Source organism: Thalassospira sp. CH_XMU1420-2, assembly GCF_037029325.1.
In the GTDB taxonomy this organism is placed as follows: domain Bacteria; phylum Pseudomonadota; class Alphaproteobacteria; order Rhodospirillales; family Thalassospiraceae; genus Thalassospira; species Thalassospira povalilytica.
The window spans coordinates 264,094-288,537 of the sequence record NZ_JAYMEG010000002.1; the positions used below are offsets into that span (position 1 = coordinate 264,094).

Consider the following 24,444-nt stretch of genomic DNA (forward strand, 5'->3'; position numbering starts at 1 on the left):
TAGAATCAGTCTGTTTGCTTAAATAACAGAATGCTTAATCAGTCAAATCGCCACAGCAATCATCAATCGCCGGTCACGCGCCACCGCCCGGATCCGGATTACAGGCTGCTGGCCATCTGGGCTGCGACATAGGCAACCAGTGCCGTCATGATCAGGGGCAGAACCAGCACCCCGAACCGGATCACGCTGCGCACCACCACGGCCTGTGCCGGATTGGCATCGGGCACCAATGCGCCAATCCGGGCCGCACCGCGCCCGGCCGACACCACCAGCAACAACACCGCAAAGGCAAAGCATGATGCCGGCATCAGGATCATCATCGCCGCCGCACTGGCCATCAGGGCCCCGACAACGCCCAGCCACACCGTCGCACGATATTGCGGGGCGGCCTTTTCCGACACCAGTGCAACCACCAGTGCGATCCACAGGGCGGCCTGAAACACCACATGCTGGCCAAGGCCGAATTGATGGGCAATGATCCCCTGCCCCAATGCCAGCGTCATGAGCATGGCAACCGGGCCAGGCTTGGCATCGCCCGCGGGTCCCGCACCGGCATCCTGGGTGGATGATTTGGTATTTCGGGTTTTGGCCGTCTTGGATTTTTTGCCCCTTGCCGGTTTGTCGGAAGGGTCGTCATCCTGATCAAAGTCCGGGCGTGTCACCCACAGGAAACAGCCGCCAATAATCAGAAAGGCCAACCATGCCAGGATCTTGATCCCGCCCGGATGATAGGAAAGCCCGCTGATCGGGGCCGCAAGCACAAGCCATGCCCCCAACAGCAGCAATACCGCCGAAACCACCAGACATACCCGTTCGGACAATCGCGAAAAATCAAGGATCGCGCCACAGACACCGCCCAGAACCAGCATCAGCAACGCCGCCCCGACACCCCCGCGCGCAGTATCGGGCAGACCGATTGCGGCTGGCACGGCAACCGCGACTGCCGGAATAATCGCGCCCAGAACAAGACGGCGCGCCACCGCCCGTTCAAGGCCAAGCCACAGCGCAAGCATCAGAACCGCGGCAATAATGCCCGATACCAGAATGGCAAGTAATAAGGGATTGTCGACAAACACGGTGGGCGATCCTGCCTTCTTTTCGTTGGTTGGTTATCTGTTGCTTTTGCCGGGCACGATGATGTGCACAGCATTACCCATCCCACAATCAGGTTCATAACTTGTTAACTCTCGTGCGAATTCCGCACAGCGCAAGCAGCGCGCGCGATCAGCCCGTTATGTCGAACAGTTGGCCCGATCGCCGGATCGTTTCACCAGATTGCCGGATGGCCGGGCCGTTGTGACAAACAAAAGCAACGGAAATACGGCGCAATAGCGTCATTGAAATTTAAATTGCTGTCATGCGGAAATTCCTGACCTCTTGGCGATTTGATCGGCTATGTTCAAATTCCGTACGGGGCGACAGCACCAAAATCGCCCCGCTACCTGCGAAACAAGAAACAAAAGGCAGGTCGCCATGACTAAAGTAAAATCAATCTGTGTATTCTGCGGCGCTTCGAACGGGAAAAATCCCCAGCATATGGAAAATGCCATCACCTTTGGCAAAATGATGGCTGAACGGGGCATCGCGCTGGTTTATGGCGGGGGCCGTATCGGCCTTATGGGGGCTGTTGCCGATGGCGTCATGAAAAATGGCGGCGAAGTGATCGGGATCATCCCCGAACATCTGCATGATATCGAAGTCGGTCATACCGGGCTTTCGGAACTGATTGTCTGCAAATCCATGCATCAGCGCAAAGTTGAAATGTTCCGTCGTTCCGATGCCTTCGTGACGCTGGCCGGCGGTCTTGGCAGCCTTGATGAAGCATTCGAAGCCATGACCCTGCGTCAGCTTGGCATTCATGACAAACCGATGGTGTTCCTGAATGCGCTTGGCTATTGGGACAAGTGCTTTGACATGATTGACGGCATCATTGATGAAGGCTTTGCCCGCGAAAGCCACAAGAATCTCTATACCGTCGCCAACACGCTTGATGAAATCTTTGAACAGCTTTCGGCCGAACCGGCACCGAAATTCGACCCGCGCGAAAAGCTTTTCTGATCCGGTCATGCCAATGGGCCGTTTGCGGTCCATTGGCAATATCCGCAATATTACAAGAACAAGCCGTAAAATTTCGATTTAGTCAAATTTCAACTAACTTGTTGATATTAAATAATTTTCTGAATCTTGATGTAAATCACCACACGCCGGCGTAGAATTTGATCTTGTACTTTCTCCACCAATTGGGAGAGAGAACATGAGACCGCATCAATTTCTCGCGACGATCCTGATATCTGGCGGCACACTGGTTGGCATCAGCAATGCCGCATTTGCCGTTGATCCCGCCCAGCTCCGCGAAAGTGCCAAAGACTATTTCGAAGTCATTCCATCGATGGTTCCCGCCATCGCCGGAAATGCCGTGACCCGCGAAAAAGTCGATCTGGGCAAGAAGCTGTTTTTTGATCCGCGCTTGTCAGCCAGCGCGATCATTTCGTGTAATACCTGTCACAATCTTGGCATGGGCGGCGATGACAATCTTGAAACATCGATCGGGCATGGCTGGCAGAAAGGCCCGCGCAACGCCCCGACCGTTTACAACGCCGTCTTTAACGAAGCCCAGTTCTGGGATGGTCGTGCCGAAGACCTCAAAGCACAGGCCAAGGGCCCGGTTCAGGCCGGGGTCGAAATGGCCAGCACCCCCGAACGGGTTGTGACGGTTCTGAATTCGATGCCCGAATATGTCGCACAGTTCAATGCCGCCTTCCCCGGGCAGAACGACCCGGTCACCTTTGACAATATGGCAATGGCGATCGAAGCATTCGAGGCAACCTTGATCACCCCGGCATCACGGTTTGACCAGTTCCTCGAAGGCAATGACACCATAATGACCGAAACCGAGCTGGCCGGGCTTGAACTGTTCATCGATACCGGCTGCGCATCCTGTCACAACGGGGTGAATGTCGGCGGCACCGGTTATTATCCGTTCGGCGTTGTCGAACAGCCCGGGGCCGAAATCCTGCCGCCCGATGACAAGGGACGGTTTGCAGTTACCCAGACGGCGACCGATGACTATGTTTTCCGTGCCGGGCCATTGCGCAACATTGCCCTGACCGCCCCCTATTTCCATTCCGGCAAGGTCTGGAACCTTGAACAGGCGGTCGCAATCATGAGTTCGTCCCAGTTGGGCACGGAACTGAATGATGCCGAAGTCCAGGCCATCACCGCCTTCCTGCATACCCTGACCGGGGAAACGCCAAGCGTTGAATATCCGGTTTTGCCGGTCAGCAGCCCGACAACCCCGAAACCCGCAGCGATGATCGCGAACTGATCATCACGTCCCCCAGAGCCCGGATCGGTTGTCATCCGATCCGGCAACCTCAAGGCCGCCCGCAGCAAGGCGGCCTTTTTTTATGTTCACCCGCACAATCGGCGGGCGCATTTGCACAACAGGCATCAAAAATCCGCATAATTCCGCCAATTCAACGGATTCTGGCAACATTCATATGAATGTCATGCTTCTGAAATCTTAGTGACAACGAAGCCGCGTATGATCGTTTTCATGTTCAAAGCAACAAATTGAACGATCAAATGAATATTTCTGCACGACAACGCGACATCATCGACATTCTGCGCCGTGACAGCTTTGCCTCGATCGACAAGCTGGCGGCCCATTTTGACGTGACGCCGCAAACGGTCCGCCGCGACGTCAATATGCTAAGCGATGCCAATCTGGTGCGCCGCCGCCATGGCGGTGTTGAATATGCCGGGGAACCGGGCATGAACCTGTCTTATGACAGTCGCCAGGTCACCAATATCGCCGCCAAGCACGCCATATCGCTTCATGTCGCCAATATGATCCCGGACGGGGCATCGATCCTGATCGGGATTGGCAGCACGCTGGAACTCGTCGCACTGAACCTTGTTGAACATCGTCATCTGACGGTGATTACCAACAATCTCAATGCGGCCATGGCCCTTGGCAACAATACCGGCAACCGGATTGTCATTCCCGGCGGGACGCTGCGCCTGCCTGATCGTGACGTCATCAGCCCGGATGCCGAAACGATGTTCAACAATTACAAGGTCGATTACGGCCTGTTCGGGGTTGGCGGCATCGAACCCGATGGCACACTGACCGACTTTGACCATCGCGAAGTGTCGTTGCGTCAGGCCATTGCCGGCAATTGCCGCAATTCCATCCTTGTTGCCGATCAATCGAAATTCGGCCGCCCGGCCCCGGCCAAGGGCGGACACATCACCGACCCGGACGTGATTGTTGTCGATGGCATCCCCGGCGGGGTGTTCGACCCGCTGTTCAACCGTCAGGACGTCCACGCCCGTCTGCAAATTGCAAAAAGCGAAACTTCAAAATGACTGCCCAAACGCCTTTCATCCAGATCAGGTCCGTCTCGCGTGTTTTTAACGGCGGCAACGGGGTCCATGATCTGTCCATCGACATTCCGCGCGGCAGTTTTGTCGTGTTGCTGGGGCCGTCGGGCTGCGGCAAATCAACGACACTTCGTCTGATTGCCGGTCTTGAAACCGCCGATCATGGCACAATCGCCATTGATGGCAGGGATGTCACAAACGTTCCGCCGTCAAAACGCGGCCTGTCGATGGTGTTTCAATCCTATGCGCTGTTCCCGCATCTGAGCGTTGCCGAAAACATCATCTTTGGCCTTAAGGTGCGCAAAACCGGCAAGGACGAAATCAAGTCCCGCCTGACCGAGGCGCTTAATGTCACCGGGCTTGAAGGATATGAAGACCGCAAACCGGCCGAACTTTCCGGCGGCCAGCGCCAGCGCGTTGCCCTTGCACGCGCCATTGTTGCCGGGCATCCGCTGTGTCTGATGGATGAACCGTTATCAAACCTTGATGCCAAATTGCGCCATTCGGTGCGCAAGGATATCCGCGATCTGCAACAGCGCCTTGGCATTACGGTTGTCTATGTCACCCATGACCAGACCGAAGCCATGAGCATGGCCGATATCGTCATCCTGATGAAGGATGGCCGTATCGAACAGGCGGGCAATCCGGCCGATCTTTATCTGCAACCGGCCACGGCCTTTGCCGCCGGTTTTGTCGGAAGCCCGCCCATGGCGTTGCTTCCGGCCTCTGCACTTCCCGATGCGGTTATTCCGCCAAAAACCGATGCCGGGCGCCTGACATTTGGCATCCGCCCCGAAGACCTGGTTCTGAGCACAGACACCAGCACGAAGGCGTGGGGCATTTCCGCCACGGTGACCGGCAGTGAATTTCTGGGCGCAGAGACATTTGTCTATGTCGCGATCCCCGGAACATCCGGGGCCACCGCCCGCCTGCCCGGTCAGGTCCATATCGCACCGGGCACACAGGTTTCGCTCAGTTGGGCTGGCGCTGCGGCCCACTGGTTTGGCGAAGACGGTCAACGTCTTGCACCGACGGCGACCCGCGAAGCAGCGCGCGAACCAAATACCTCCTTCGACACTGACACTGCAATTCCGAGTTTGTAACAGGGAAAACAAATCCATGCGGAACATCGTAACCAGTGCCGCCTTTGCGGCCGGACTGATGGCAACGGCGGTATCACCGGCCTTTGCCGCAACCGAACTGACCATGTATTACCCGATCGCGGTTGGCGGCCCGCTGACCGACGTTATTGACGGCATGATCGAAGGTTTTGAATCCGAAAACCCGGATGTCAAAGTCAATGCCATCTATGCCGGCAACTATGACGATACCCGTCTGCGTGCGGTTTCCGCCCTTAAAAGCGGCGATCCGGCACAGCTTTCGGTCATGTTCTCGATCGATGTTTATGACCTGATCGAACAGGACCTGATTGTACCGTTTGATGATGTTGTCAAAACCGCCGAAGACAAGGAATGGCTCAACTCGTTCTATCCGGCCCTGATGGCCAATGGTGAAGTCGATGGCAAAACCTGGGGCATCCCGTTCCAGCGTTCAACCATTGTCATGTACTATAACAAGGACATGTTCCGCGAAGCCGGTCTTGATCCGGAACACGCACCGGCCACCTGGGAAGAACTGGTCTCGGCTGGCAAGGCCCTTTCAAACGACGGCAAATGGGGTCTTATGGTGCCGTCGACCGGTTATCCGTACTGGATGTTCCAGTGCTTTGCCATCCAGAATGGCAAGGAACTGATGAGCAAGGATGGTACGGAAACCTATTTCGATGATCCGGCCGTGATCGAGGCGCTTGAATTCTGGCGCGACCTTGCCACCAAAGAAAAGATCATGCCCGAAGGCACGATTGAATGGGGTACGCTGCGTCAGGCCTTTGTTCAGGGCCAGACCGCAATGATGTGGCATTCGACCGGCAACCTGTCGGCTGTCAAACGCGAAGCCAAATTTGATTTCGGCGTTGCGATGCTTCCGAAACACAAACAGCCCGGTTCTCCGACCGGTGGCGGTAACTTCTATCTGTTCAAAAACTCGACCGATGCACAGAAAGAAGCATCCCTTGCGCTGATCAAATACATGACTGCACCGGAACGTGCGGCGGAATGGTCGATTGCCACGGGCTATGTCGGTGTCACGCCGGACGCCTATGAAACCGATGCCCTGAAATCCTATGCGGCTGAATTCCCGCAGGCCGTTGTTGCCCGTGATCAGCTTGAAGTCGCGATCCCGGAATTCTCGACCTATGACACGGCGCGCGTCCGCGAAGGTCTGAACAACGCCATTCAGGCGGCTTTGACCGGCGAGAAATCACCGAAAGAAGCCCTTGAAGGTGCACAGGCCGAAGCAAACCGTCTTCTTCGGGCGTTCCACTAACCCGATCTGCACGCCGAAGCGGGCCCCCAATGCCTGCTTCGGCACTTTTGTTTTGTGATTTTGCTTAATCCATTTTGACGGACGTGCCGACCATGAATGACATGGCAAGACTTCAAAAACAAAGGCTTGCGCTTTATGGCTGGATGCTTGCGGCACCGGCCCTGGCATTGATGAGCCTGTTTGCCTTTTACCCGGCCATTGCAACATTCTGGCACAGCCTGTTTACCCGGGGCACGACGCGCCGCCCGTCGGCTTTTGCCGGGTTTGAAAACTATCAAGACCTGTTTGCCGATCCGACATTTGCGACCGTGGTGTGGAACAATCTGATCTATGCCGGGGTGACCATTCCGGTCTCGATCATCTTTGCGCTGATCATGGCGCTGTGGGCCAATGCCCGTATTCCCGCCCGATCATTCGTGCGCAGTGCCTATTTCACCCCGACCATCCTGCCGATGATTGCGGCGGCCAATTTGTGGCTGTTTTTCTATACGCCCGATCTTGGGGTTATTGATCAGATCACCGGATTTTTCGGGGCATCGCCGACCAACTGGCTGGGGCAGCCCGATACCGCCCTTGCCGCGGTGATTGTGGTGACGATCTGGAAAGAGGCCGGGTTTTTCATGATCTTTTACCTGGCAGCCCTTCAGACCATTCCGCCTGATTTGCGTGAAGCCGCCCGGATCGAAGGGGCTGGTCGCTGGACCTATACACGCCGTGTGCTTTTACCGCTTTTGATGCCGACCACGATCTTTGTGTTCGTCAATGCGATGATCAATTCGGTCAAACTGATCGACCATCTGTTCATCCTGACCAAGGGCGGCCCGAACAATGCGTCCAAACTGATCCTGTACTGGATCTGGGAAATGGCGTTTGCCTATTTCGACAGCCCGCATGCGGCTGCCATGACCATCCTTGTTCTTCTGGCACTTGGCCTTGTTGCCGTCGCGCAGTTCCGACTGGTTGAAAAACGGACCCATTACCGATGAATACTGCATTTACTTCGCATCCTGCCAAACGCGCCCTGCCCGATTTTGACAAGGTTCTCGATGCCCTTGGCGCCTGGGTTCTGGCGATTGTCTGGATTTCGCCGCTTCTGTTTGCGACATGGGCGGCCTTGCAGCCATCGGGCACCGCACTTGGTCTGGATTTTTCCAATCCGCTGACATTCGAGAACTTTACCTATGTCTGGAATGCGGTGCCGTGGATTGGCTATTTCACCAATACGGTCATTCTGGTTACCCTGATCCTTGCCGGGCAGCTGGTTCTTTGCACGCTGGCGGGGTTTGCCTTTGCGCGCTTTGAATTCAAGGGCCGCGATACGATCTTTATCCTCGTATTACTGCAACTTTTCATCCTGCCCGAAGTCCTGATTGTCGAAAACTATGCCATTGTTTCCAAGCTTGGCCTGTTTGACACCGCCCTTGGCATCGGGTTGCCCTATATGGCCAGTGCCTTTGGCATTTTCCTGTTGCGACAGGCCTTCAAATCGGTCCCGGTCGAACTTGAAGAAGCCGCCCGGATCGAAGGTTGCAGCTGGATGGGCGTTTTGTGGAAGGTCTATGTCCCGGCGGCCAAGCCGGTCTATCTGGCCTATGCGCTGGTCTCGATCGCCACACACTGGAACAATTTCCTGTGGCCATTGATTGTCACCAATTCACCCGACACCCGGCCCTTGACCGTCGGCCTGTCGCTGTTTGGCGCGCCGGAAACCGGGGTTGATATTTCGGTGATCAGTGCGGCGACCATCATGACCATCGCGCCGCTTTTGATCGCATTCCTGATTTTCCAGCGCCAGTTTATCCAGGCCTTCCTGCGCGCGGGCATCCGGTAAGGGGGCCAGTTCCCCCGTCCCCGTCAAACAATCAGGACACAACACCCCGTCGCGTCCCCAAGCCGCGGCGGGGTTTGCTTTGATCGCGGCATCGTTTTGCGCCACAGGATTCTGGCCGGACTTCTGCTCAGGCTTCTGGTCGGATTAAATTTTCGTCGTCAAAAACATGCAATTCATGCATCATGACCCTCGCCATCATAATTTTTAAGAATTCTTCATATGCCTGTCCTGTTCCTGCTGTTTGGCACCACATTCATCTGGGCCATGCTTCTGGTATGCAACCGCATTGCGCTTACCAGTTTTGATATTGATCCCTATGCCATGACCTGCTGGCAGCTGGTCTTTGGCGGGATCGCGCTTGTGCTTCTGGCACCGGGGCGCAGCATCCCGTGGCGGCAATTCACCCTGCCGATCAATTGGGCATATGGATTTTTGCGTGTCATGACCGGGGTTACCTGGACGGCGTCGCTTTTATATATCAGCGCACCGGAAAGCGGCATTTTGTCCCAGACCGGCATGCCGTTGGCCGCCCTTGCCGCGACCTTTGTTCTGGGCCGGGCGCCCGGGCGATATGAATGGTTTGGTCATGCGACCCTGATTTGCGGGGCGCTTTGGCTGGCCTGGCATCTGCCGGGCGGATTTGGCAATCCTGCGGTATTGCTGATGCTGGCATCCGAGGTCACGGCGATTTCATCATCGGTTCTGGCCGAACTTCATCCCGACAACCAGATCAAGGATACCTGGGCGCATCTGCGCTTTACCGGGGTGCTGTTGCTGATTACCGCATCGATCTTTCTGATTGTGCCGCCCCTGATCGCCGCGATCAGTCCGGTGCCGATACCCTATATTTCGACCAGCGGATTGTTTGGCACCGAAACGCTGATTGCCGGACTTCTGATCGGGATCCTGTTTCGCGGACCGGCGATGGTGCTGTCGCTGCGATCAATCAAAACCGCCGGCATTGAAAAATACATCCTGTCGACCAGCGTTCTGCCCTTTGTGCTGCTTGGTCTTGAAATGGTCGCGGCACAGTTCGCGCTCACCCCGATGCCGACCCATGACAGTGTGTTCTGGATCTCTTCCCTTCTGGTGATGATCGGGATTATTCAGATAACAGTATCGAAACATCGTCATGCGGCCAAACGCAGGGCACAGGACCGGATCGCGGCGGCGGCTGCAACACCGGAAAATGCAGGCTAACCCCAAAAGGCCAGGACCCGATCCCTTTGCATTTTTGGCGCGTTCTTTGGCACGGTTTTTGGCGCAGTTTTGACCTGTTGCTTTTTGTGTTGTCGATCCCTGCAAGATGCGTATCGCCTTGTCCCAGGGTGGCACCAAACGACTTCCCCGGTCGTTACGTGCCAATCGCATCTTGTCCCTTTCGGAGTCTCCCCCGAAAGGTCGAAACACCCGGGTCCCCACCCGGGTGTTTCCATTTCCAGAACAAAAATGCCGGCCCCCGGGGGACGGGGACCGGCCAGGCCGCACTCGAGCGGGAAAAGCTCGCGGGGTCGGGGCAATGCTTGTGCGGCCTGATTTCGGCTTTTTGGATCCTTTGTGATCAGTGTGCGCCACCACCGCCGCCCGCAGTTGCCCGTGGCGGACGGGCAAGAGGCAACAGCAAAAAGGCAATAAAGAAGGTAGCGGCCATCGCAAGATAGACATCGTTGAACGAAATGATCGATGCTTCGCGGGTCACCAGATTGACGATGAATTTCATTGCAGCGGCCTTGGGATCGGCAATGCCCATTTCCGAATAACGCGCCATCATGGTGGCCAGATATTCCTTGAAGGCGGTGCTGGCCGGATTGATATGTTCGGACAGAAGCGAGAAATGATAATCAATGCGCTTATCAAGCAGCGTATTGATCGCCGCCATCCCGATTGCCCCGCCAAGATTGCGCATCAGGTTATACAGCCCGCTGGCATTTTTGATCTTTTCGGGCGGCAAGGTCCCAAGGGCCAGATTGGTCACCGGCAACATGCAGAACATCAAAGCCGCACCACGCACGATTTGCGGCAGGATCAGTTCATTGAATGACACTTCGCTGTTATTAAAACCATGCATGGCAAGACCGGTGGCAAACAGACCAAGCCCGATGCCAAGTACCACCCGCGGCGGATATTTGGCCGTCATTTTCCCGGCGATCGGTGCCGACAGGAACTGCGCAATCCCGGTCACCGCCATGATCATGCCGATTTCAAGACTGTCATAACCGCGCACACGGCTTAGCATCAGCGGCATGATATAGACACTGCCATAAAGCCCGACGCCAAGTGTAAAGCTGAACACGCAGCCCATGGTAAAATTGCGATCGGCAAAGGATTTCAGATCAACAATCGGCTTGTCATAGGTAAACATCCGCCAGAAGAAATAGATGCCGGCAATCACGCATACGATGGTGCCATAGATGATCGCGGTTTCATCAAACCAGTCATCTTTCGGGCCTTCATCCAGAACATATTCCAGACTGCCCAGAAACACCGCCATCGCCAGAAGCCCCCAAAGATCAAACCCCTTGAGAAGCGATGGGTCCCCGCGGTCAACGCGCAACGTCATCGCCACCACAGCGGCAATCGCAAGGCCCGGCAACACATTGATCAGAAACAGCCAGTGCCATGAAAGCGACTGGGTCAAAAACCCGCCAAGGGTCGGACCGATGGTCGGCGCCATGGTGGCAATCAGACCGATCATCACCGATGCGGTGTTCCGCTTTTCGGGCGGGAAAATGATATAGGTCGTGGCAAACACGGTCGGGATCATCGCCCCGCCAAGGAATCCCTGGGCAGCGCGAAACCAGATCATGCTTTCAATCGACCAGGCAAAGGCCGAGGCCACCGACATCACCGTGAACCCGATGGCCGAGATCACAAACAGCCAGCGCGTCGACATCAGCCGCGACAAGAACCCCGAAAGCGGGATCATCACGACTTCGGCAATCAGATAGCTTGTCTGAACCCAGCCGATTTCATCGGGGCTTGCCGACAGGCCGGCCTGAATGTTTTCAAGCGAACTTGCCACGATCTGGATATCAAGGATCGCCAGAAACATACCGACAACCATTGCCACCCAGCCAATCAGCTTGGCCCGGTCGACATGACCGGCATGATCGCCCGCTTGGGGCATGGCAGACGGGTTACCGGTATTGGTGGCACTGCTCATCAGTTAAGCTCCGATACTTCCGTTGCCGGAAGCACATTCTGCGCAAGGCCGCTGCCCGCCACATGCTGCGACCCGTCAGGATCGCGGGTATCGACATCGACCACCACCGAAAGACCGGGGCGCAGGGCAGCCGCCCATTTGCTGTCATCAAGCGAAATACGGATCGGCACACGCTGGGTGATCTTGGTGAAGTTGCCTGTGGCATTTTCCGGGGGCAGCAGGCTGAATTGTGCGCCGGTTGCCGGGGCAAAGCTTTCGACCGTGCCGGTGATATCGGCATTGGGGAAGGCATCAACCGATACCTTGACCTTCTGGCCATGGGCCATGTGTTCGATCTGGGTTTCCTTGAAATTGGCGACCACATAGACACCGGGCAGCGGCACCAGCACCAGAAGCTGTTCACCCGGCTGCACCAGCGCCCCGGTCTGAACCGACCGGTTGCCGACAACCCCGTTAAACGGTGCATAGATTTTGGTATCTTCAAGCGCCTGCATCGCGACATCGCGGGCAGCCTTGGCCTGGGTTACCGCGCGTTCGGCCTCGATCTTTTGTGCGCGCAGCACACCAAGCCGGCCTTTTTCGACCGACAGGGTCGCATTGGCAGCAGCAACCTGTGCCTGTGCCTTTTGGCGGTCGGCCTTTGCATAATCGAATTTTTGACGGCTGGCCGCACCCTTTTGCACAAGATCCTTGTAGCGTTCGTAATCTTCGGTCGTGCGGTCGAGTTCGACCTGGGCAATGCGCAGATTGGCCTCGGCCTGCGAGATTGCGGCTTCCTGCAAGGCGATCTGTTCATCCATGGTCGTAACCGCGGACTGGCGGGCTTCAAGCGTTGCAGTCGCCTGTGCGACTTCAAGCCGGTAATCTTCGTCCTTGATGGTCAGCAACAGGTCGCCCTTGCGCACCGGCTGGTTTTCGGCAACCGCCAACTCACCGACATAGCCCGATACCTTGGGGGAAATGGCGACTTCATCGGCCTGCAAATAGGCATTGTCGGTACCTTCGAAGTACTGACCCTCGGTCACCCAATAGAACCCGTAATATCCACCGCCACCGATAATCGCCGCTGCGATCAGGGGCAGAATGATTTTCTTCACACTCATCGTCTTGGTAAATCCTTTTGGTATTGATCAGTACCATTTGTGTCTTTATGGTACCAATCAGTACCAACCGTCAAGTGCCGAATTGGAACAAACGTTTGTCTGAAGCCAAAAAGATCGATCCCAGAACGCTCAAACGCCGCGAAGCCATGATCGAGGCCGCGCGGGAATTGTTTTGCGAACATGGGCTTGCGGGGACGACACTGGAAATGATCACGGCCGAGGCCGGCGGGTCACGCCGCACGATCTATGAGCTGTTTGGCAACAAGGACGGTGTGTTTGAAGCGGTCATTCGCGATTGCACGGGACGAGTCACATCGATCATGGCGGATCTGGAACTGTCGCAATTGCCGCTTCGCCAGGCATTGATCCATTTTGGCGAAACATTGATGACGCTTCTGACCACGCCCGACACCATCCGGTATATGCGGCTGTTTTTATCGGAAGTTCCACGTTTCCCGCATCTGGGCAAGGTGTTTTATGAAAGCGGCCTGATGACCGGCCGGCGGATCATCACATCCTTTTTCGAACGCCAGATGGCCGAAGGCAATTTTCCGAAAAACGATCCGAAACAGGCGGCTGTGTTCTTTACCAGTCTGCTCAAGGCGGATTACGATTTCCGGCAGATGACCTATGTCGGCTGGGAACCGCAGGCCAAGGATTTGCATGCCCATGTGATTGCCGCAGTTGACATGTTCCTGCGCGGTTACGGGCTTGATCCCCAAAAAATGGAATAACCCCAATTGCGGGTTTGACATTCGGGCCAAGACATCCGGCAACATGGCCCCCCGACCCTGTTTTGCCATCTTTTATTTGCCCTTTTTCTGATTGTGCTTGCCTGCTTGTTCTTTGCTGGATGGCCGGCTTAGAACAAGGTCAGCAAGCGATAGGCAATCGGACCCAGCATGGTGATAACCCCAACCCACATCAGGGCAACGCCCCAATTCTGATTGCGGTTGTTAAAGCCGAACCCCAGCAGACAAAAGCCGATCACACATACGACAAGAATGATGATGTTTTCGGTCGTCATGATCATGTCTATCCCCTTTTTTTCCAGATGTGACGATATCGGAGTCTTGGTCTGTTTCCCGTCACGCCATCACTTTAGACCTGTTTAAAGGACGGCTTCCTTGATCCTGATCACAGGGGGCGTGAAAATGATTGCACGACACATTTTCAAATCCCCCGGACCGGTTTTTGAAAAAGAACCGCGTAAATCACGGACAAACTTACCCTTTTTCACACGTTCAAAGCGGGCAAAACCGGCGCTTCCGCACGCAGAAAGCGGCGATTTCATCAAAGAAAGTAATGATGTTGCGTCGCCCTCTTTGATTTTCTGGTGGCTTCCTGTATGTTGCGGGCTCCCGACGCGGCCAGGGCGCTCCCTCGCGCGCCGGAAGACAAAGATTAACCATCTTGAATGGCAGCCGCGCTGCAAGTCGGCAGCGGCCAGCAAGGGAGTATTCTATGAGCAAGATTCAAGTTAAGAATCCGATCGTCGAGCTTGACGGCGATGAAATGACCCGGATCATCTGGGACTTCATTAAAAACAAACTGATTCTGCCTTATCTCGACGTTGACCTGAAATACTACGATCTTTCGGTTCAGAAACGTGACGAGACCGACGACCAGATCACCATTGATGCGGCAAATGCCATCAAGGAACACCGCGTTGGCGTCAAATGCGCAACCATCACCCCCGATGAGCAGCGCGTCGAAGAATTCGGCCTGAAAAAGATGTGGAAGTCGCCGAACGGCACCATTCGTAACATCATCGGCGGTACCGTTTTCCGTCAGCCGATCATTTGCTCGAACGTTCCGCGTCTGGTTCCGGGTTGGACCCAGCCGATCGTTATTGGCCGTCATGCATTTGGTGACCAGTACCGTGCGACCGACTTCAAAGTTCCGGGCGCAGGTAAACTGACCATCAAGTTCCAGCCGGCAGACGGCGGCGAAGCCATCGAACACGAAGTCTTCGACTTCCCGTCTTCGGGCGTTGCGATGTCGATGTATAACCTTGACGATTCCATCAAGGGCTTTGCACGTGCTTGCATGAACTATGGTCTGTCGCTCGGTTGGCCGGTTTACCTGTCGACCAAGAACACCATCATGAAAGCCTATGACGGCCGCTTCAAGGACCTGTTCGAAGAAGTCTTCCAGACCGAATTCAAAGACAAGTTCGAAGCAGCAGGCATCACCTACGAACACCGCCTGATCGACGACATGGTTGCATGTGCGATGAAATGGAACGGTGGTTTCGTCTGGGCTTGTAAAAACTATGACGGCGACGTTCAGTCCGACACCGTGGCACAGGGCTTCGGCTCGCTCGGCCTGATGACTTCTGTTCTGATGACCCCGGATGGGCAGACCGTCGAAGCAGAAGCTGCACACGGCACCGTTACCCGCCACTACCGTCAGCACCAGCAGGGCAAAGAAACCTCGACCAACCCGATTGCGTCGATCTTTGCCTGGACCCAGGGTCTTAAGTACCGTGGCGAGTTCGATGGTACCCCGGAAGTCGTCAAGTTTGCCGAAACCCTTGAAAAAGTTTGCGTCGACACCGTCGAAGCCGGCTTCATGACCAAGGATCTGGCCCTGCTGATCGGCCCGAACCAGAAATGGCTGACCACCACCCAGTTCCTCGACAAACTGGACGAAGGTCTGAAAGCTGCAATGGCCTGATCCATCTGATCAGACTGGCAGTTTGCCAAAATAAAGAAGCCCCTGCCGGGAAACCGGCAGGGGCTTTTTTCGACGGATTTCCTGATTGGCAATGATGTCTGTTTGGTCCGAACAAAAAGGACCCCGTCGGCCGGGGGACCTAACGGGGTTTCCAGTTTTGCGACCCGGATACGGGTCGCGGCGGTCAAAGCAGGATCAGCTGCCTTGAATGGGATTATTATGCGGCAGTTTCGCCGGTATCTCCAGTGTCACCGGTATCGCCCGTGTCACTGGTATCGCCTGTATCGCCCGTGTCTCCCGTATCCCCAGTATCCCCAGTATCCCCAGTATCGCCGGTGTCACCCGTATCACCAGTGTCCGGTTCGCCATCGTCTGACGTATCACCATCATCACCAGCGTCGGGACGGGTCAGTTCTTTCCAGCCATGGGTAATGATTTCCTGTTCGACATCAGGATCAACGTCAGGACCAGCCGGTGCGCCAAAGACACGCTGGATACCGGGAGGAAGCGCACCCGCAAGACCCGGTGCGTTGGTAATGCCACGTGGCATCGATTTTCCATTAAGCTCGGCTTCCTCGCCTTCTTCACCTTCGTCTGTTGTCGCAGCGCTACGACCTAAACCATTGGACTGAAGACCCAGGCTCTTTGCATTGGACCGTGCAGCGGCACTGTTGCCCGGACCATCCGCGCTATTGCCATTTCCGTTACCACCGCCATTACCATTGCCACCAGCATTGCCGCTGTTACCCGGACCATCGGGGCCGCCAGAACCGCTGTCGCCATTCGCGCCACCGCCGTTGCCGCCACCATTACCATTTCCGTTACCGCCGCCATTGCCACCACCGTTTCCGTTGCCACCGCCGTTTCCGTTTCCGTTTCCGCCACCGTTGCCATTGCTCTGCGCAAAGGCTGCGTTATCGGTCAGATCCATTTTCGAGAGATCAAAAGAGACCGGCGTCGCTACCAGCGCAAAAGCGCCAAAACCAAGAATTCCGGCCGTCACAATCTTGGTGCGAAGTGATTTTTTCATTTCGGTCGTCATCTTCAGTCTCCTGTCCATTGTCCGGGATTTCGCATTGTTTGCAGGGACAACGCACCGGCTGAACAATTTCTTCCACCCCCCGGCAAATAATTTCCAAATATTTTTTTCATCTGTGACGGAAGAAATAGCCACATGCAGGCGTTATCTAGACAACAGGACCACAAATTCGGAAATGGGACTTTTGGTTTGGAGACTGCACTTCGCTCAGAATTGACCGGCCTACTCCCGCGTGCCATGCGATTTGCAAGGTCTCTGACTCGCGATACGGTGGCAGCAGAGGATCTGGTGCAAACTGCTTATATCAAGGCCGTCGAACGTATTGATCAGTTTGAGCCTGGCACCCGGCTTGACAGTTGGCTGTATCGCATCATCCAGACAAGCTGGATCGATGAGAAACGTCGCGACCAAAGACGCGGCAATGTTGTTTCGTTTGAAGATGCGCGTGACACCGTCATGCCCATGCAAAAACATGGCGGAACCGACCGGATCTTTTTGCAATCTGCCATGGCATCACTGGTCGAAGATCAGCGTGCGGCCATGACACTGGTCTTGATTGAAGGGTACAGCTATCGCGAAGCAGCTGACATTCTGGGCGTGCCCGATGGAACCGTGATGAGCCGCGTTGCACGGGCCCGCAAGACACTTTCCGCCCTGCATGACGATGATAGCAATTTGACAAATAATGACGGCATCCAAAGAGGTTCGCCATGACCACTGAACTTATGGAACAGGACTACATTCTGTTGTCAGCCTATATCGACGGCGAACTTGCACCGGCCGAGTGCCAAAAGCTTGAAAACCGGATCGCCAATTGCCCGGAGCTGAGCCGCCAGTTCAATATCATGGCCGGACAGGCAGTTGTTCTGCGCAACCAGTCCAATCGACTTCTTGATGATCACGTCTATCCGGAGCTGAGCAACAGCATCCAGGATATCCTTGATCAGAAGCCGGTTGAAAAACGTGGCACCATGCATGACGCAGGCAATGTGCATCCGGGACCACGTGCCGCGAACAACAATAATGCAATCTGGACCGGTATCGGTGCGGCCGCCGCCGTCCTGATCGCATTCGTTGGTGGTAACTGGTTTAACGAAAATCTTGTCAATGACCCGCAGGCAAGCGGATCACAAAACGCGGCACAAATGACGGCCTTTTCCCCGATCGGCAATCCGGTTCTTGATCAGGAAATCAGCCTGACTTTGGAAAAGACACTCAGCGGTGAAATTCGCCATGTAGCACTGGATAGCGACCAGAAAGGCGGTTCCGAAACTTTGATCGAGCCCCTTCGAACCTTCAGACAAGGAGGCCGTTTCTGCCGCGAATACCAGGTCAGCTTCGCCGGTGACCAGATAACGGGCAGTGAAACAGCTTTCTACGGGCGGGCATGTCGTACCGGCGAAGGTCAATGGGAAACGGTTTATCGCCTGATCCCGGGCGTTGATTTGCCTGATCTGGAACCGCCCGCACCAGATCATAAATTGTAATTTCCCGGTTGGGACGAAGGCGGGGCTTCGTCCTTGTCTGTCATGCTCAACGACACAACAAAAAAACACGACGCAAATATCGACCAAAAAGAATAAGCAGGATCAGGACTATGAAGATGCCGACACTTTCGCGTCACTTCGGGGCGCTTTCATGCGTTTTGGGCCTTTCATCATTGGGGGCCTGTCAGACCCTTGATGATTTTGGTGCCAAGCTGAATGAACTGAATGACGGTATGGGGCAATATGCCGAGAAGACGGTAAATACCGGTCCCGCACTGGCGCCCGCCACCCTCCCCGATTTCGGAATTGGTGATGCCTTTGTCTTTGATAGTGGTCGTGCAATCTATGTCGAAAAAATAAGCGGCGATAACTTTGTCTGGAATGGTGGTGGCGACTATCGCTTTGAAACCAGTGCCGATTTCACCGGCCCCAATCTGGAATGGTCCTATACCGACAAGGAAGACCGCAAACGGTCGGGTACCACAACCATCAAGGAGGGCTCGCAATCCCTGTGGCCACTTGAATATGACAAGATGGTTCGGGTTTCGACCAAGTCCGAAAACATCGATCCCGACACCGGCAAGGTCAACAGCTATGACCAGTGGCTGACCTGCAAGGTGCCCGCAACCGAACGGATCGAAGTCCCTGCCGGCACCTTTGACACCTATGTCATCGAATGTTCGCGCTATTATAAGCAGTGGTGGATGCAAACCACCAAATGGTGGTATGCGCCCGAGATCGGCTTTTATGTCAAACGTGATCGTTCCTGGAATTCGGGAACCGATCATAGCGAGGAACTTCTGACCTATGGCCCCGCACCAACAAAAATAGCGAAAAACGCACAGGAGCAGTTGGCCAAAACCGTTCAAACTGCACTTGAGAACAACAACTCGGGCGACGCAGAAAAAACGCATGCCGGATCAATCGAGATTGTGGTCACACCCATCAAAACCGTTCAAACCGACAAAGGCATCTGGTGTAGAACGTATCGTCAAGAATTGACCGCCCGCAAACGCACCAGCCAACAGGTCAAATCGGCGTGCCGTACGGAAACGGGTTGGGTGATTGAAGATCAGGTTGCTGAAGTGAAGACAACAGAGATGTGAAATCGGCCGGTGCCTTGAACTGGATGCAAACCGGATCCGGCGCATTTTCGACTGCCCTGCCCGTCAATATTCCGCCGTGGCCAGGATGCTGTCCAGTTCGCCGCTTTGACGTAGTTGCAACAAGCCAACATTGAAATCGGCGATGATTTTTGCCGCATCAGCATTGTTTTTGCCGACAATGAAATGAAGCGGCATGTCCGACAGGCCTTCTTCGATATGGCCGAAATCGTCAAAGGGCAGTCCAGCGGCCTGGATTGCGCCCAGGGCTTCGGGGATCGGGCTGATGACGCTGTCAACGCGCCCGGCATCAAGCAGTTTGAAACAGGTTTTCATATCGGGTGGCGACACGCGTTTTGCCTGTCCATTGCCAAAAAGCCGCCCGGCATAGCCAAGTTCGGCATAACCCAGCGGCAGGCACAGGCTTTTGCCCAGAAGATCGACCTTGTCATCCAAACTTGCCCCGTTGCGCGAATACCAGCCATAGGCCTTAAGGCTGGTGATCGGGTCGGAAAACAGCACCGATTTGGCGCGGGTACGGGTAAAGGCATAGGGGAATGTGCCATCGACATTTCCCTCGACCGTCAATTCATATCCCTTAAGCCATGAACGCCAGATGATGGTGACGGTTTCATATCCGGCGCGTTCGAACACCGTGCGCACGATCTCGGTAACAATGCCGCCACCGGCAATATCGCGGTCGGTAAAGGGGGGAAAGGCATCGCCGGTGACAAAGCGCAACTCCCTGGCCTGGGCGGAGACGGCAAGGATGCTCCCCCACAGGATCAAAACCCATTTCAATGCGCGCCAGTGCGACCTGTTCATGCGGATCGCTATCCTTTTGTTGCGTTCCTTTTACAGGTTAGACAGCAGAGGCGCGGTTTCAAGGCAACAGCCCTGTACCCGATGCTATCCTTTAGCCGCATGCAAAACGCCCTGATCACGAAAATCAGGGCGTTTTGCGTTGAATTCATCGGAGATTTTTTTTCGATCAGCGCATCATCACGATGCCGCCTTGCGCACGAAAGTGCCGCGCTGATAATCGTCAAAGGCCTGCATGAGTTCCTGTTTGCTGCTCATGACGAACGGGCCATAGCGGACCACCTGTTCATTGATCGGACGGGCGGCAATCACCAGCATACGCCCGCCGTCCGAGCCGCCCTTAAGGGTCACGCCATCACCATCGTCAAGAATGGCCAGATGATGGGTCGGCACATCCTTACTGCCAACCACCGCATCGCCGATAAAGACATAAACCACCGCAGTGTGCCCTTTGGGCAGGGGCACGGTGACTTCGGCCCCGGCATCAAGTTTGGCATCGACAAAGACCGGATCGGTCGAAATGCCGTTGATCGGCCCGGTTGCCCCATGCATCGATCCCGCAAGCAAGCGCAATTGCGCACCCGCCACCGGTTCGATTTCCGGTAATTCATCGGGTTCCATATTCTGATAGCGCGGATCAATCATCTTGTCCTTGGCCGGCAGATTGATCCAAAGCTGGAAGCCCTGCAAAAGACCATTTTCCTGTTCGGGTGTCTCGGAATGGACGATGCCGCTGCCGGCTGTCATCCATTGTCCGCCGCCCGACCGCAGGATGCCTTCATTGCCCATGCTGTCCTTGTGGCGCATGGCCCCTTCGACCATATAGGTCACGGTTTCAAAACCGCGATGGGGATGTTCGGGAAAGCCCGCAATATATTCATCGGGATTGTCGGTCGACAGGGAATCAAGCATCAGAAACGGATCAAGCATATCAAGCTGCGGCGTTCCGATTGACCGTTTCAGCGACACCCCCGCACCATCAGATGTATCCATGGCGCGCAAAACCCGTTTGACGGCGCGTGCATTTGCCACTGTGTCAGACATGTCAAATCTCCTGTGCGTGCCGGTGCAGCCACCGGGTGAATTTCATATCCATCACTGTCGCACAAAACTGTCGCCAAACAAGACGTAATCAGGCATCTGATTGTTTACCGAACGGCAACAAAAAAATGGCAGCACCGGAAACCGGCACTGCCATTTGATCGTGATAAAGCCTGAAAATCAGCCCGCCAGTTTGGCGGCGAGTTCGGCAACGTGTTTGCCCTGGAATTTGGCAATATCAAGTTCGTTTTCAGACGGCTGACGCGATCCGTCCGCCCCGGCAAGCGTTGTTGCACCATAGGGCGAACCACCGGTAATTTCGTCCATATTGGTCAGGCCCGAACAGCTATAGGGCACACCGACAATCACCATGCCATGATGCAAAAGCGTCGTATGGGTCGAGGTGATGGTGGTTTCCTGACCGCCATGCTGGGTGCCGGTCGATGCAAACACCGAACCGATTTTGCCAATCAGTGCACCCTTGGCCCAAAGACCACCGGTCTGATCAAGGAAATTGCGCATCTGGGCGGACATGTTGCCAAAGCGGGTCGGCACGCCAAAGATGATGGCATCATATTCCGGAAGATCGGAAACGGATGCGACCGGTGCCACCTGATCAAGTTTCGCGCCGGCGGCCTTGGCCGCATCTTCGGGCATGATTTCAGGAACGCGTTTGACATCGACCTGCGTTCCGGCAACGCCACGTGCGCCTTCTGCCACGGCATTTGCCATGGTTTCGATGTGACCATACATCGAATAATAAAGAACAAGTACCTTTGCCATTTCTGCCTCCTTGGTTGAATTTCATGAACAGCAATGATGACCTGCCTGTGCCTGTCTGATAACGCTCAGATTGGAAACAGACTGCTTCGAAAATCGAAAATATCGTGCGAACCGGCGCGCCGACCGGTCAGGATGCCGGATTGCGCGCCAGGAACTGGACAACCTGATCAGGGAAATCGGTGAAAATGCCATTGATCCCGGCATCATCAAAAATCGCCGTCAGGGCAATGTTCATATCCCCGGCCCATTTCGGCAGCTGATCGGCACGCAGGGTATAGGGATGAACAAGCAGTTGCGCGCGCTGGGCGGCAATCAGGGTCGGGGTCATGGTGGCCTTGCCATTTTCACCAAGGCCTGAAATCACCTGTGGCAACCACGGACCGATGCCGTCGACCACCTTGGCCATTTCAACAATGCCTTCGCCCGATTTCAGATAGTCATAATCGGTTCCTGCCGGTGCACCCCAGCGGTTCTCGCCCAGAAGCTGCACCAGCTTGCCCTGGTAATGCAGTTCGTTGCGAATGCGCTGGGTCTCGGCCCAGTCAAAGCATTGCACAAACGAATTCGAATTCGGGTTGTTATAGCCCCATTTTTCAAGAACCGAGATCACGGTTTTGGCAATATCCTGACCTTCGCCACGATGGAATGCCGGGTCCTTGATTTCCGGATAAATGCCGACATCGCGGCCGGTCGAATGATTAAGGCCCTGGATAAGTTTGATTTCTTCTTCAAGGGTCGGGATTTCAAACATGGCGAAATCACCGGGGAAGCGGTTTTCATAGACCTGCTTGCCGCTATCGGCCTTGAACCGTTCGGTCACCGTCAGGGATTTGAGCTCCGCCAGGGTGAAATCAATCACGTAATAGCGCCCGTCATCCCGCTTGCGATCGGGGAATTTGCGGGCAACGTCGGTGGTTGTATCAAGATGAATATCATGCAGGACCACAGGGACCCCGTCCTTGGACAGCACCACATCCTGTTCGATGTAATCAGCCCCCATGCCATAGGCCAGCGCCTTGGCCGGAAGTGTATGTTCGGGCAAATATCCCGATGCCCCGCGATGGGCGATCACGACCTGCTCGGCCTGGATATCCTGCGCCTGGGCCAGGCTGACAGAACCAGCCATCAACAGCCCGACGGCCAGAACACTCGACTTGATCAAATTTTTCACCGGCATCCCAGATTTCCTTTTTATCACGGCCCCTTTTTCGGGGATTCTGGACTATAGGCGCGGTTTCACGGCTCAGAAATCCCTGTCGGGCTTCCCGAGGCAATCTTCATGAAACTGTTACTCTATCCGGGTAACGCGGGCCTAGCGGTTAAGTTCCCCGGTCATGCGATCCAATCCATCAAGCGTCAGCGGAAACATCCGGCCTTCCATCAGTTTATGCATGATCTGGATCGACTGATGATGGCGCCACCAGTTTTCCGGTTGCGGGTTGATCCAGGCCGCATGGGTGAAATGTTCAAGCAGTCTTTGCATCCAGACCGCACCGGCTTCCTCGTTCCAGTGTTCCACCGCCCCGCCGGGATAGGTGATTTCATAGGGGCTCATGGTTGCATCCCCGACAATCACCAGCTTGTAATCCGCGCCATAGGTATTGATCACATCCCATGTCGAAACCTGCTCGTTCCAACGCCGGGCATTATCCTTCCACAACCCTTCATAGGGGCAATTGTGGAAGTAATAATATTCAAGATGCTTGAACTCGGTTTTAACCGCGGAAAACAGTTCTTCGCAGACCTTGATATGGTCATCCATTGATCCGCCAACATCAAACAGCATCAAGACCTTGACCGCGTTATGACGTTCCGGGCGCATTTGCACATCAAGCCATCCCTGACGTGCGGTTGATGTGATCGTACCGGGCAGATCAAGCTCGTCTGCCGCCCCGGTCCGCGCCCATTTACGCAAACGCCGCAGGGCGACCTTGATATTGCGCGTACCGATTTCGACACTGTCATCAAGGTTCCTGAATTCGCGCTTGTCCCAGACCTTGACCGCGCGCCGATGCCGGGATTTGTCCTGTCCGATCCGCACCCCTTCGGGGTTATAGCCATAGGCACCAAACGGTGATGTTCCGGCCGTGCCAATCCATTTATTGCCGCCCTGATGACGGCCCTTTTGTTCTTCAAGACGCTGTTTAAGCGTCTCCATCAGCTTTTCCCAGCCGCCAAGGGCTTCGATTTCGGCCTTTTCCTCGTCGGTCAGGAATTTCTCGGCCAGCTTGCGCAGCCATTCTTCGGGGATATCAGTTTGGGCAACTTCGTCCATGCCCGCAGCCAGATCGGCAATGCCGTTGAAATGTTCGGAAAACACCCGGTCAAACTTATCAAGATGGCGTTCATCCTTCACCAGGGCCGCACGCGCCAGATAATAGAAATCCTCAACCGAATAGCCCGCCAGTCCCTTTTCCACCGCCTCAAGCAGCGTCAGATATTCGCGCAGCGACACAGGAATACGCACATCCTTGAGCTTACAGAAGAAGCCGGTGAACATTACTTACACCCCGATCCAGCAGAAGCAAAAGGCGCGACTGAAACTTTTGCGATACAAAACATCAATCCATGCAACCCACTTCTGGACAAGTCAGTCCCCATCGGGCACTTTGCGCCCGCACA

General features: G+C 55.2%; 24 protein-coding genes. 13 read left to right on the forward strand and 11 right to left on the reverse strand.

Annotated elements, in window-relative coordinates:
- Positions 1-98 precede the first annotated feature (98 nt).
- Positions 99-1,076: a hypothetical protein gene (locus WA429_RS05900; protein WP_287465668.1), complete on the reverse strand. Its 978-nt coding sequence runs from the start codon at positions 1,074-1,076 to the stop codon at positions 99-101.
- Positions 1,077-1,473: 397 nt separating this feature from the next.
- Between WA429_RS05900 and WA429_RS05905 the strand changes: the two genes are divergently transcribed.
- The 8 genes from WA429_RS05905 to WA429_RS05940 all read left to right on the forward strand — a co-directional run bounded on the left by WA429_RS05905 (position 1,474) and on the right by WA429_RS05940 (position 9,802).
- Complete coding sequence (locus WA429_RS05905; RefSeq protein WP_068517525.1) at positions 1,474-2,058, forward strand: TIGR00730 family Rossman fold protein; 585 nt, start codon at positions 1,474-1,476, stop codon at positions 2,056-2,058.
- Between the two features lie 196 nt (positions 2,059-2,254).
- Positions 2,255-3,325 carry a cytochrome-c peroxidase gene (locus WA429_RS05910; protein WP_068517524.1) on the forward strand — a complete coding sequence of 357 codons (1,071 nt, stop codon included), beginning with the start codon at positions 2,255-2,257 and terminating at the stop codon, positions 3,323-3,325.
- A gap of 260 nt (positions 3,326-3,585) precedes the next feature.
- A complete protein-coding gene (locus WA429_RS05915; RefSeq protein ID WP_287465666.1) occupies positions 3,586-4,371 on the forward strand; it encodes a DeoR/GlpR family DNA-binding transcription regulator in 786 nt (261 codons plus the stop codon).
- Positions 4,368-5,489, forward strand: a complete 1,122-nt coding sequence (locus WA429_RS05920; protein ID WP_287465665.1) for an ABC transporter ATP-binding protein — start codon at positions 4,368-4,370, stop codon at positions 5,487-5,489. Before WA429_RS05915 ends, WA429_RS05920 begins: the two co-directional genes overlap by 4 nt.
- Positions 5,490-5,505: 16 nt before the next feature.
- Positions 5,506-6,771 (forward strand): ABC transporter substrate-binding protein, encoded by a 1,266-nt coding sequence (locus WA429_RS05925; RefSeq protein ID WP_287465664.1) that lies wholly within the window; start codon positions 5,506-5,508, stop codon positions 6,769-6,771.
- Positions 6,772-6,872: 101 nt separating this feature from the next.
- Complete coding sequence (locus WA429_RS05930) at positions 6,873-7,757, forward strand: carbohydrate ABC transporter permease (protein ID WP_443082675.1); 885 nt, start codon at positions 6,873-6,875, stop codon at positions 7,755-7,757.
- Positions 7,754-8,602, forward strand: a complete 849-nt coding sequence (locus tag WA429_RS05935) for a carbohydrate ABC transporter permease (protein WP_287465662.1) — start codon at positions 7,754-7,756, stop codon at positions 8,600-8,602. Before WA429_RS05930 ends, WA429_RS05935 begins: the two co-directional genes overlap by 4 nt.
- A gap of 219 nt (positions 8,603-8,821) precedes the next feature.
- Complete coding sequence (locus tag WA429_RS05940) at positions 8,822-9,802, forward strand: EamA family transporter (protein WP_287465661.1); 981 nt, start codon at positions 8,822-8,824, stop codon at positions 9,800-9,802.
- A 361-nt stretch (positions 9,803-10,163) separates the two neighbouring features.
- Here WA429_RS05940 and WA429_RS05945 read toward each other — a convergent pair whose 3' ends face one another.
- Entirely contained in the window at positions 10,164-11,765 is a 1,602-nt protein-coding gene (locus WA429_RS05945) for a DHA2 family efflux MFS transporter permease subunit (RefSeq protein ID WP_323133576.1), read from the reverse strand.
- Entirely contained in the window at positions 11,765-12,868 is a 1,104-nt protein-coding gene (locus WA429_RS05950; protein ID WP_068517516.1) for an HlyD family secretion protein, read from the reverse strand. The genes WA429_RS05945 and WA429_RS05950 overlap by 1 nt, the downstream gene beginning before the upstream one ends.
- A gap of 95 nt (positions 12,869-12,963) precedes the next feature.
- Here WA429_RS05950 and WA429_RS05955 point away from each other — a divergent pair, with 95 nt between their 5' ends.
- Positions 12,964-13,602 carry a TetR/AcrR family transcriptional regulator gene (locus WA429_RS05955; RefSeq protein WP_068517641.1) on the forward strand — a complete coding sequence of 213 codons (639 nt, stop codon included), beginning with the start codon at positions 12,964-12,966 and terminating at the stop codon, positions 13,600-13,602.
- Between the two features lie 128 nt (positions 13,603-13,730).
- On the opposite strand, the gene WA429_RS05960 is transcribed toward WA429_RS05955, so the two are convergent.
- Entirely contained in the window at positions 13,731-13,901 is a 171-nt protein-coding gene (locus WA429_RS05960) for a hypothetical protein (RefSeq protein WP_156480813.1), read from the reverse strand.
- Between the two features lie 78 nt (positions 13,902-13,979).
- On the reverse strand, positions 13,980-14,321 hold the full coding sequence (locus WA429_RS05965) for a hypothetical protein (protein ID WP_156480812.1): 342 nt from the start codon (positions 14,319-14,321) through the stop codon (positions 13,980-13,982).
- 11 nt (positions 14,322-14,332) lie between these two features.
- Between WA429_RS05965 and WA429_RS05970 the strand changes: the two genes are divergently transcribed.
- Entirely contained in the window at positions 14,333-15,547 is a 1,215-nt protein-coding gene (locus WA429_RS05970; protein WP_114113399.1) for an NADP-dependent isocitrate dehydrogenase, read from the forward strand.
- A 217-nt stretch (positions 15,548-15,764) separates the two neighbouring features.
- Here the strand turns inward: WA429_RS05970 and WA429_RS05975 are convergent, their stop codons facing one another.
- Complete coding sequence (locus WA429_RS05975) at positions 15,765-16,589, reverse strand: hypothetical protein (RefSeq protein ID WP_287465659.1); 825 nt, start codon at positions 16,587-16,589, stop codon at positions 15,765-15,767.
- Positions 16,590-16,721: 132 nt separating this feature from the next.
- On the opposite strand from WA429_RS05975, the gene WA429_RS05980 reads away from it, so the two are divergent.
- From WA429_RS05980 to WA429_RS05990, 3 genes are all read left to right on the forward strand, one after another.
- Complete coding sequence (locus WA429_RS05980) at positions 16,722-17,300, forward strand: sigma-70 family RNA polymerase sigma factor (RefSeq protein WP_287465658.1); 579 nt, start codon at positions 16,722-16,724, stop codon at positions 17,298-17,300.
- A complete protein-coding gene (locus WA429_RS05985) occupies positions 17,297-18,073 on the forward strand; it encodes a hypothetical protein (RefSeq protein ID WP_287465657.1) in 777 nt (258 codons plus the stop codon). The genes WA429_RS05980 and WA429_RS05985 overlap by 4 nt, the downstream gene beginning before the upstream one ends.
- 110 nt (positions 18,074-18,183) lie before the next feature.
- Positions 18,184-19,179, forward strand: a complete 996-nt coding sequence (locus WA429_RS05990) for a TapB family protein (protein ID WP_287465655.1) — start codon at positions 18,184-18,186, stop codon at positions 19,177-19,179.
- Positions 19,180-19,242: 63 nt separating this feature from the next.
- Here the strand turns inward: WA429_RS05990 and WA429_RS05995 are convergent, their stop codons facing one another.
- The 5 genes from WA429_RS05995 to WA429_RS06015 all read right to left on the reverse strand — a co-directional run bounded on the left by WA429_RS05995 (position 19,243) and on the right by WA429_RS06015 (position 24,322).
- Positions 19,243-20,001: a substrate-binding periplasmic protein gene (locus WA429_RS05995; protein ID WP_287465654.1), complete on the reverse strand. Its 759-nt coding sequence runs from the start codon at positions 19,999-20,001 to the stop codon at positions 19,243-19,245.
- 177 nt (positions 20,002-20,178) lie between these two features.
- A complete protein-coding gene (locus tag WA429_RS06000; protein WP_287465652.1) occupies positions 20,179-21,042 on the reverse strand; it encodes a pirin family protein in 864 nt (287 codons plus the stop codon).
- A gap of 177 nt (positions 21,043-21,219) precedes the next feature.
- Positions 21,220-21,822 (reverse strand): NAD(P)H:quinone oxidoreductase, encoded by a 603-nt coding sequence (gene wrbA / locus WA429_RS06005; RefSeq protein ID WP_068517507.1) that lies wholly within the window; start codon positions 21,820-21,822, stop codon positions 21,220-21,222.
- Between the two features lie 127 nt (positions 21,823-21,949).
- On the reverse strand, positions 21,950-22,999 hold the full coding sequence (gene glpQ, locus WA429_RS06010) for a glycerophosphodiester phosphodiesterase (protein ID WP_101247533.1): 1,050 nt from the start codon (positions 22,997-22,999) through the stop codon (positions 21,950-21,952).
- A gap of 135 nt (positions 23,000-23,134) precedes the next feature.
- On the reverse strand, positions 23,135-24,322 hold the full coding sequence (locus WA429_RS06015; RefSeq protein WP_287465650.1) for a vWA domain-containing protein: 1,188 nt from the start codon (positions 24,320-24,322) through the stop codon (positions 23,135-23,137).
- Between the last annotated feature and the right edge of the window lie 122 nt (positions 24,323-24,444).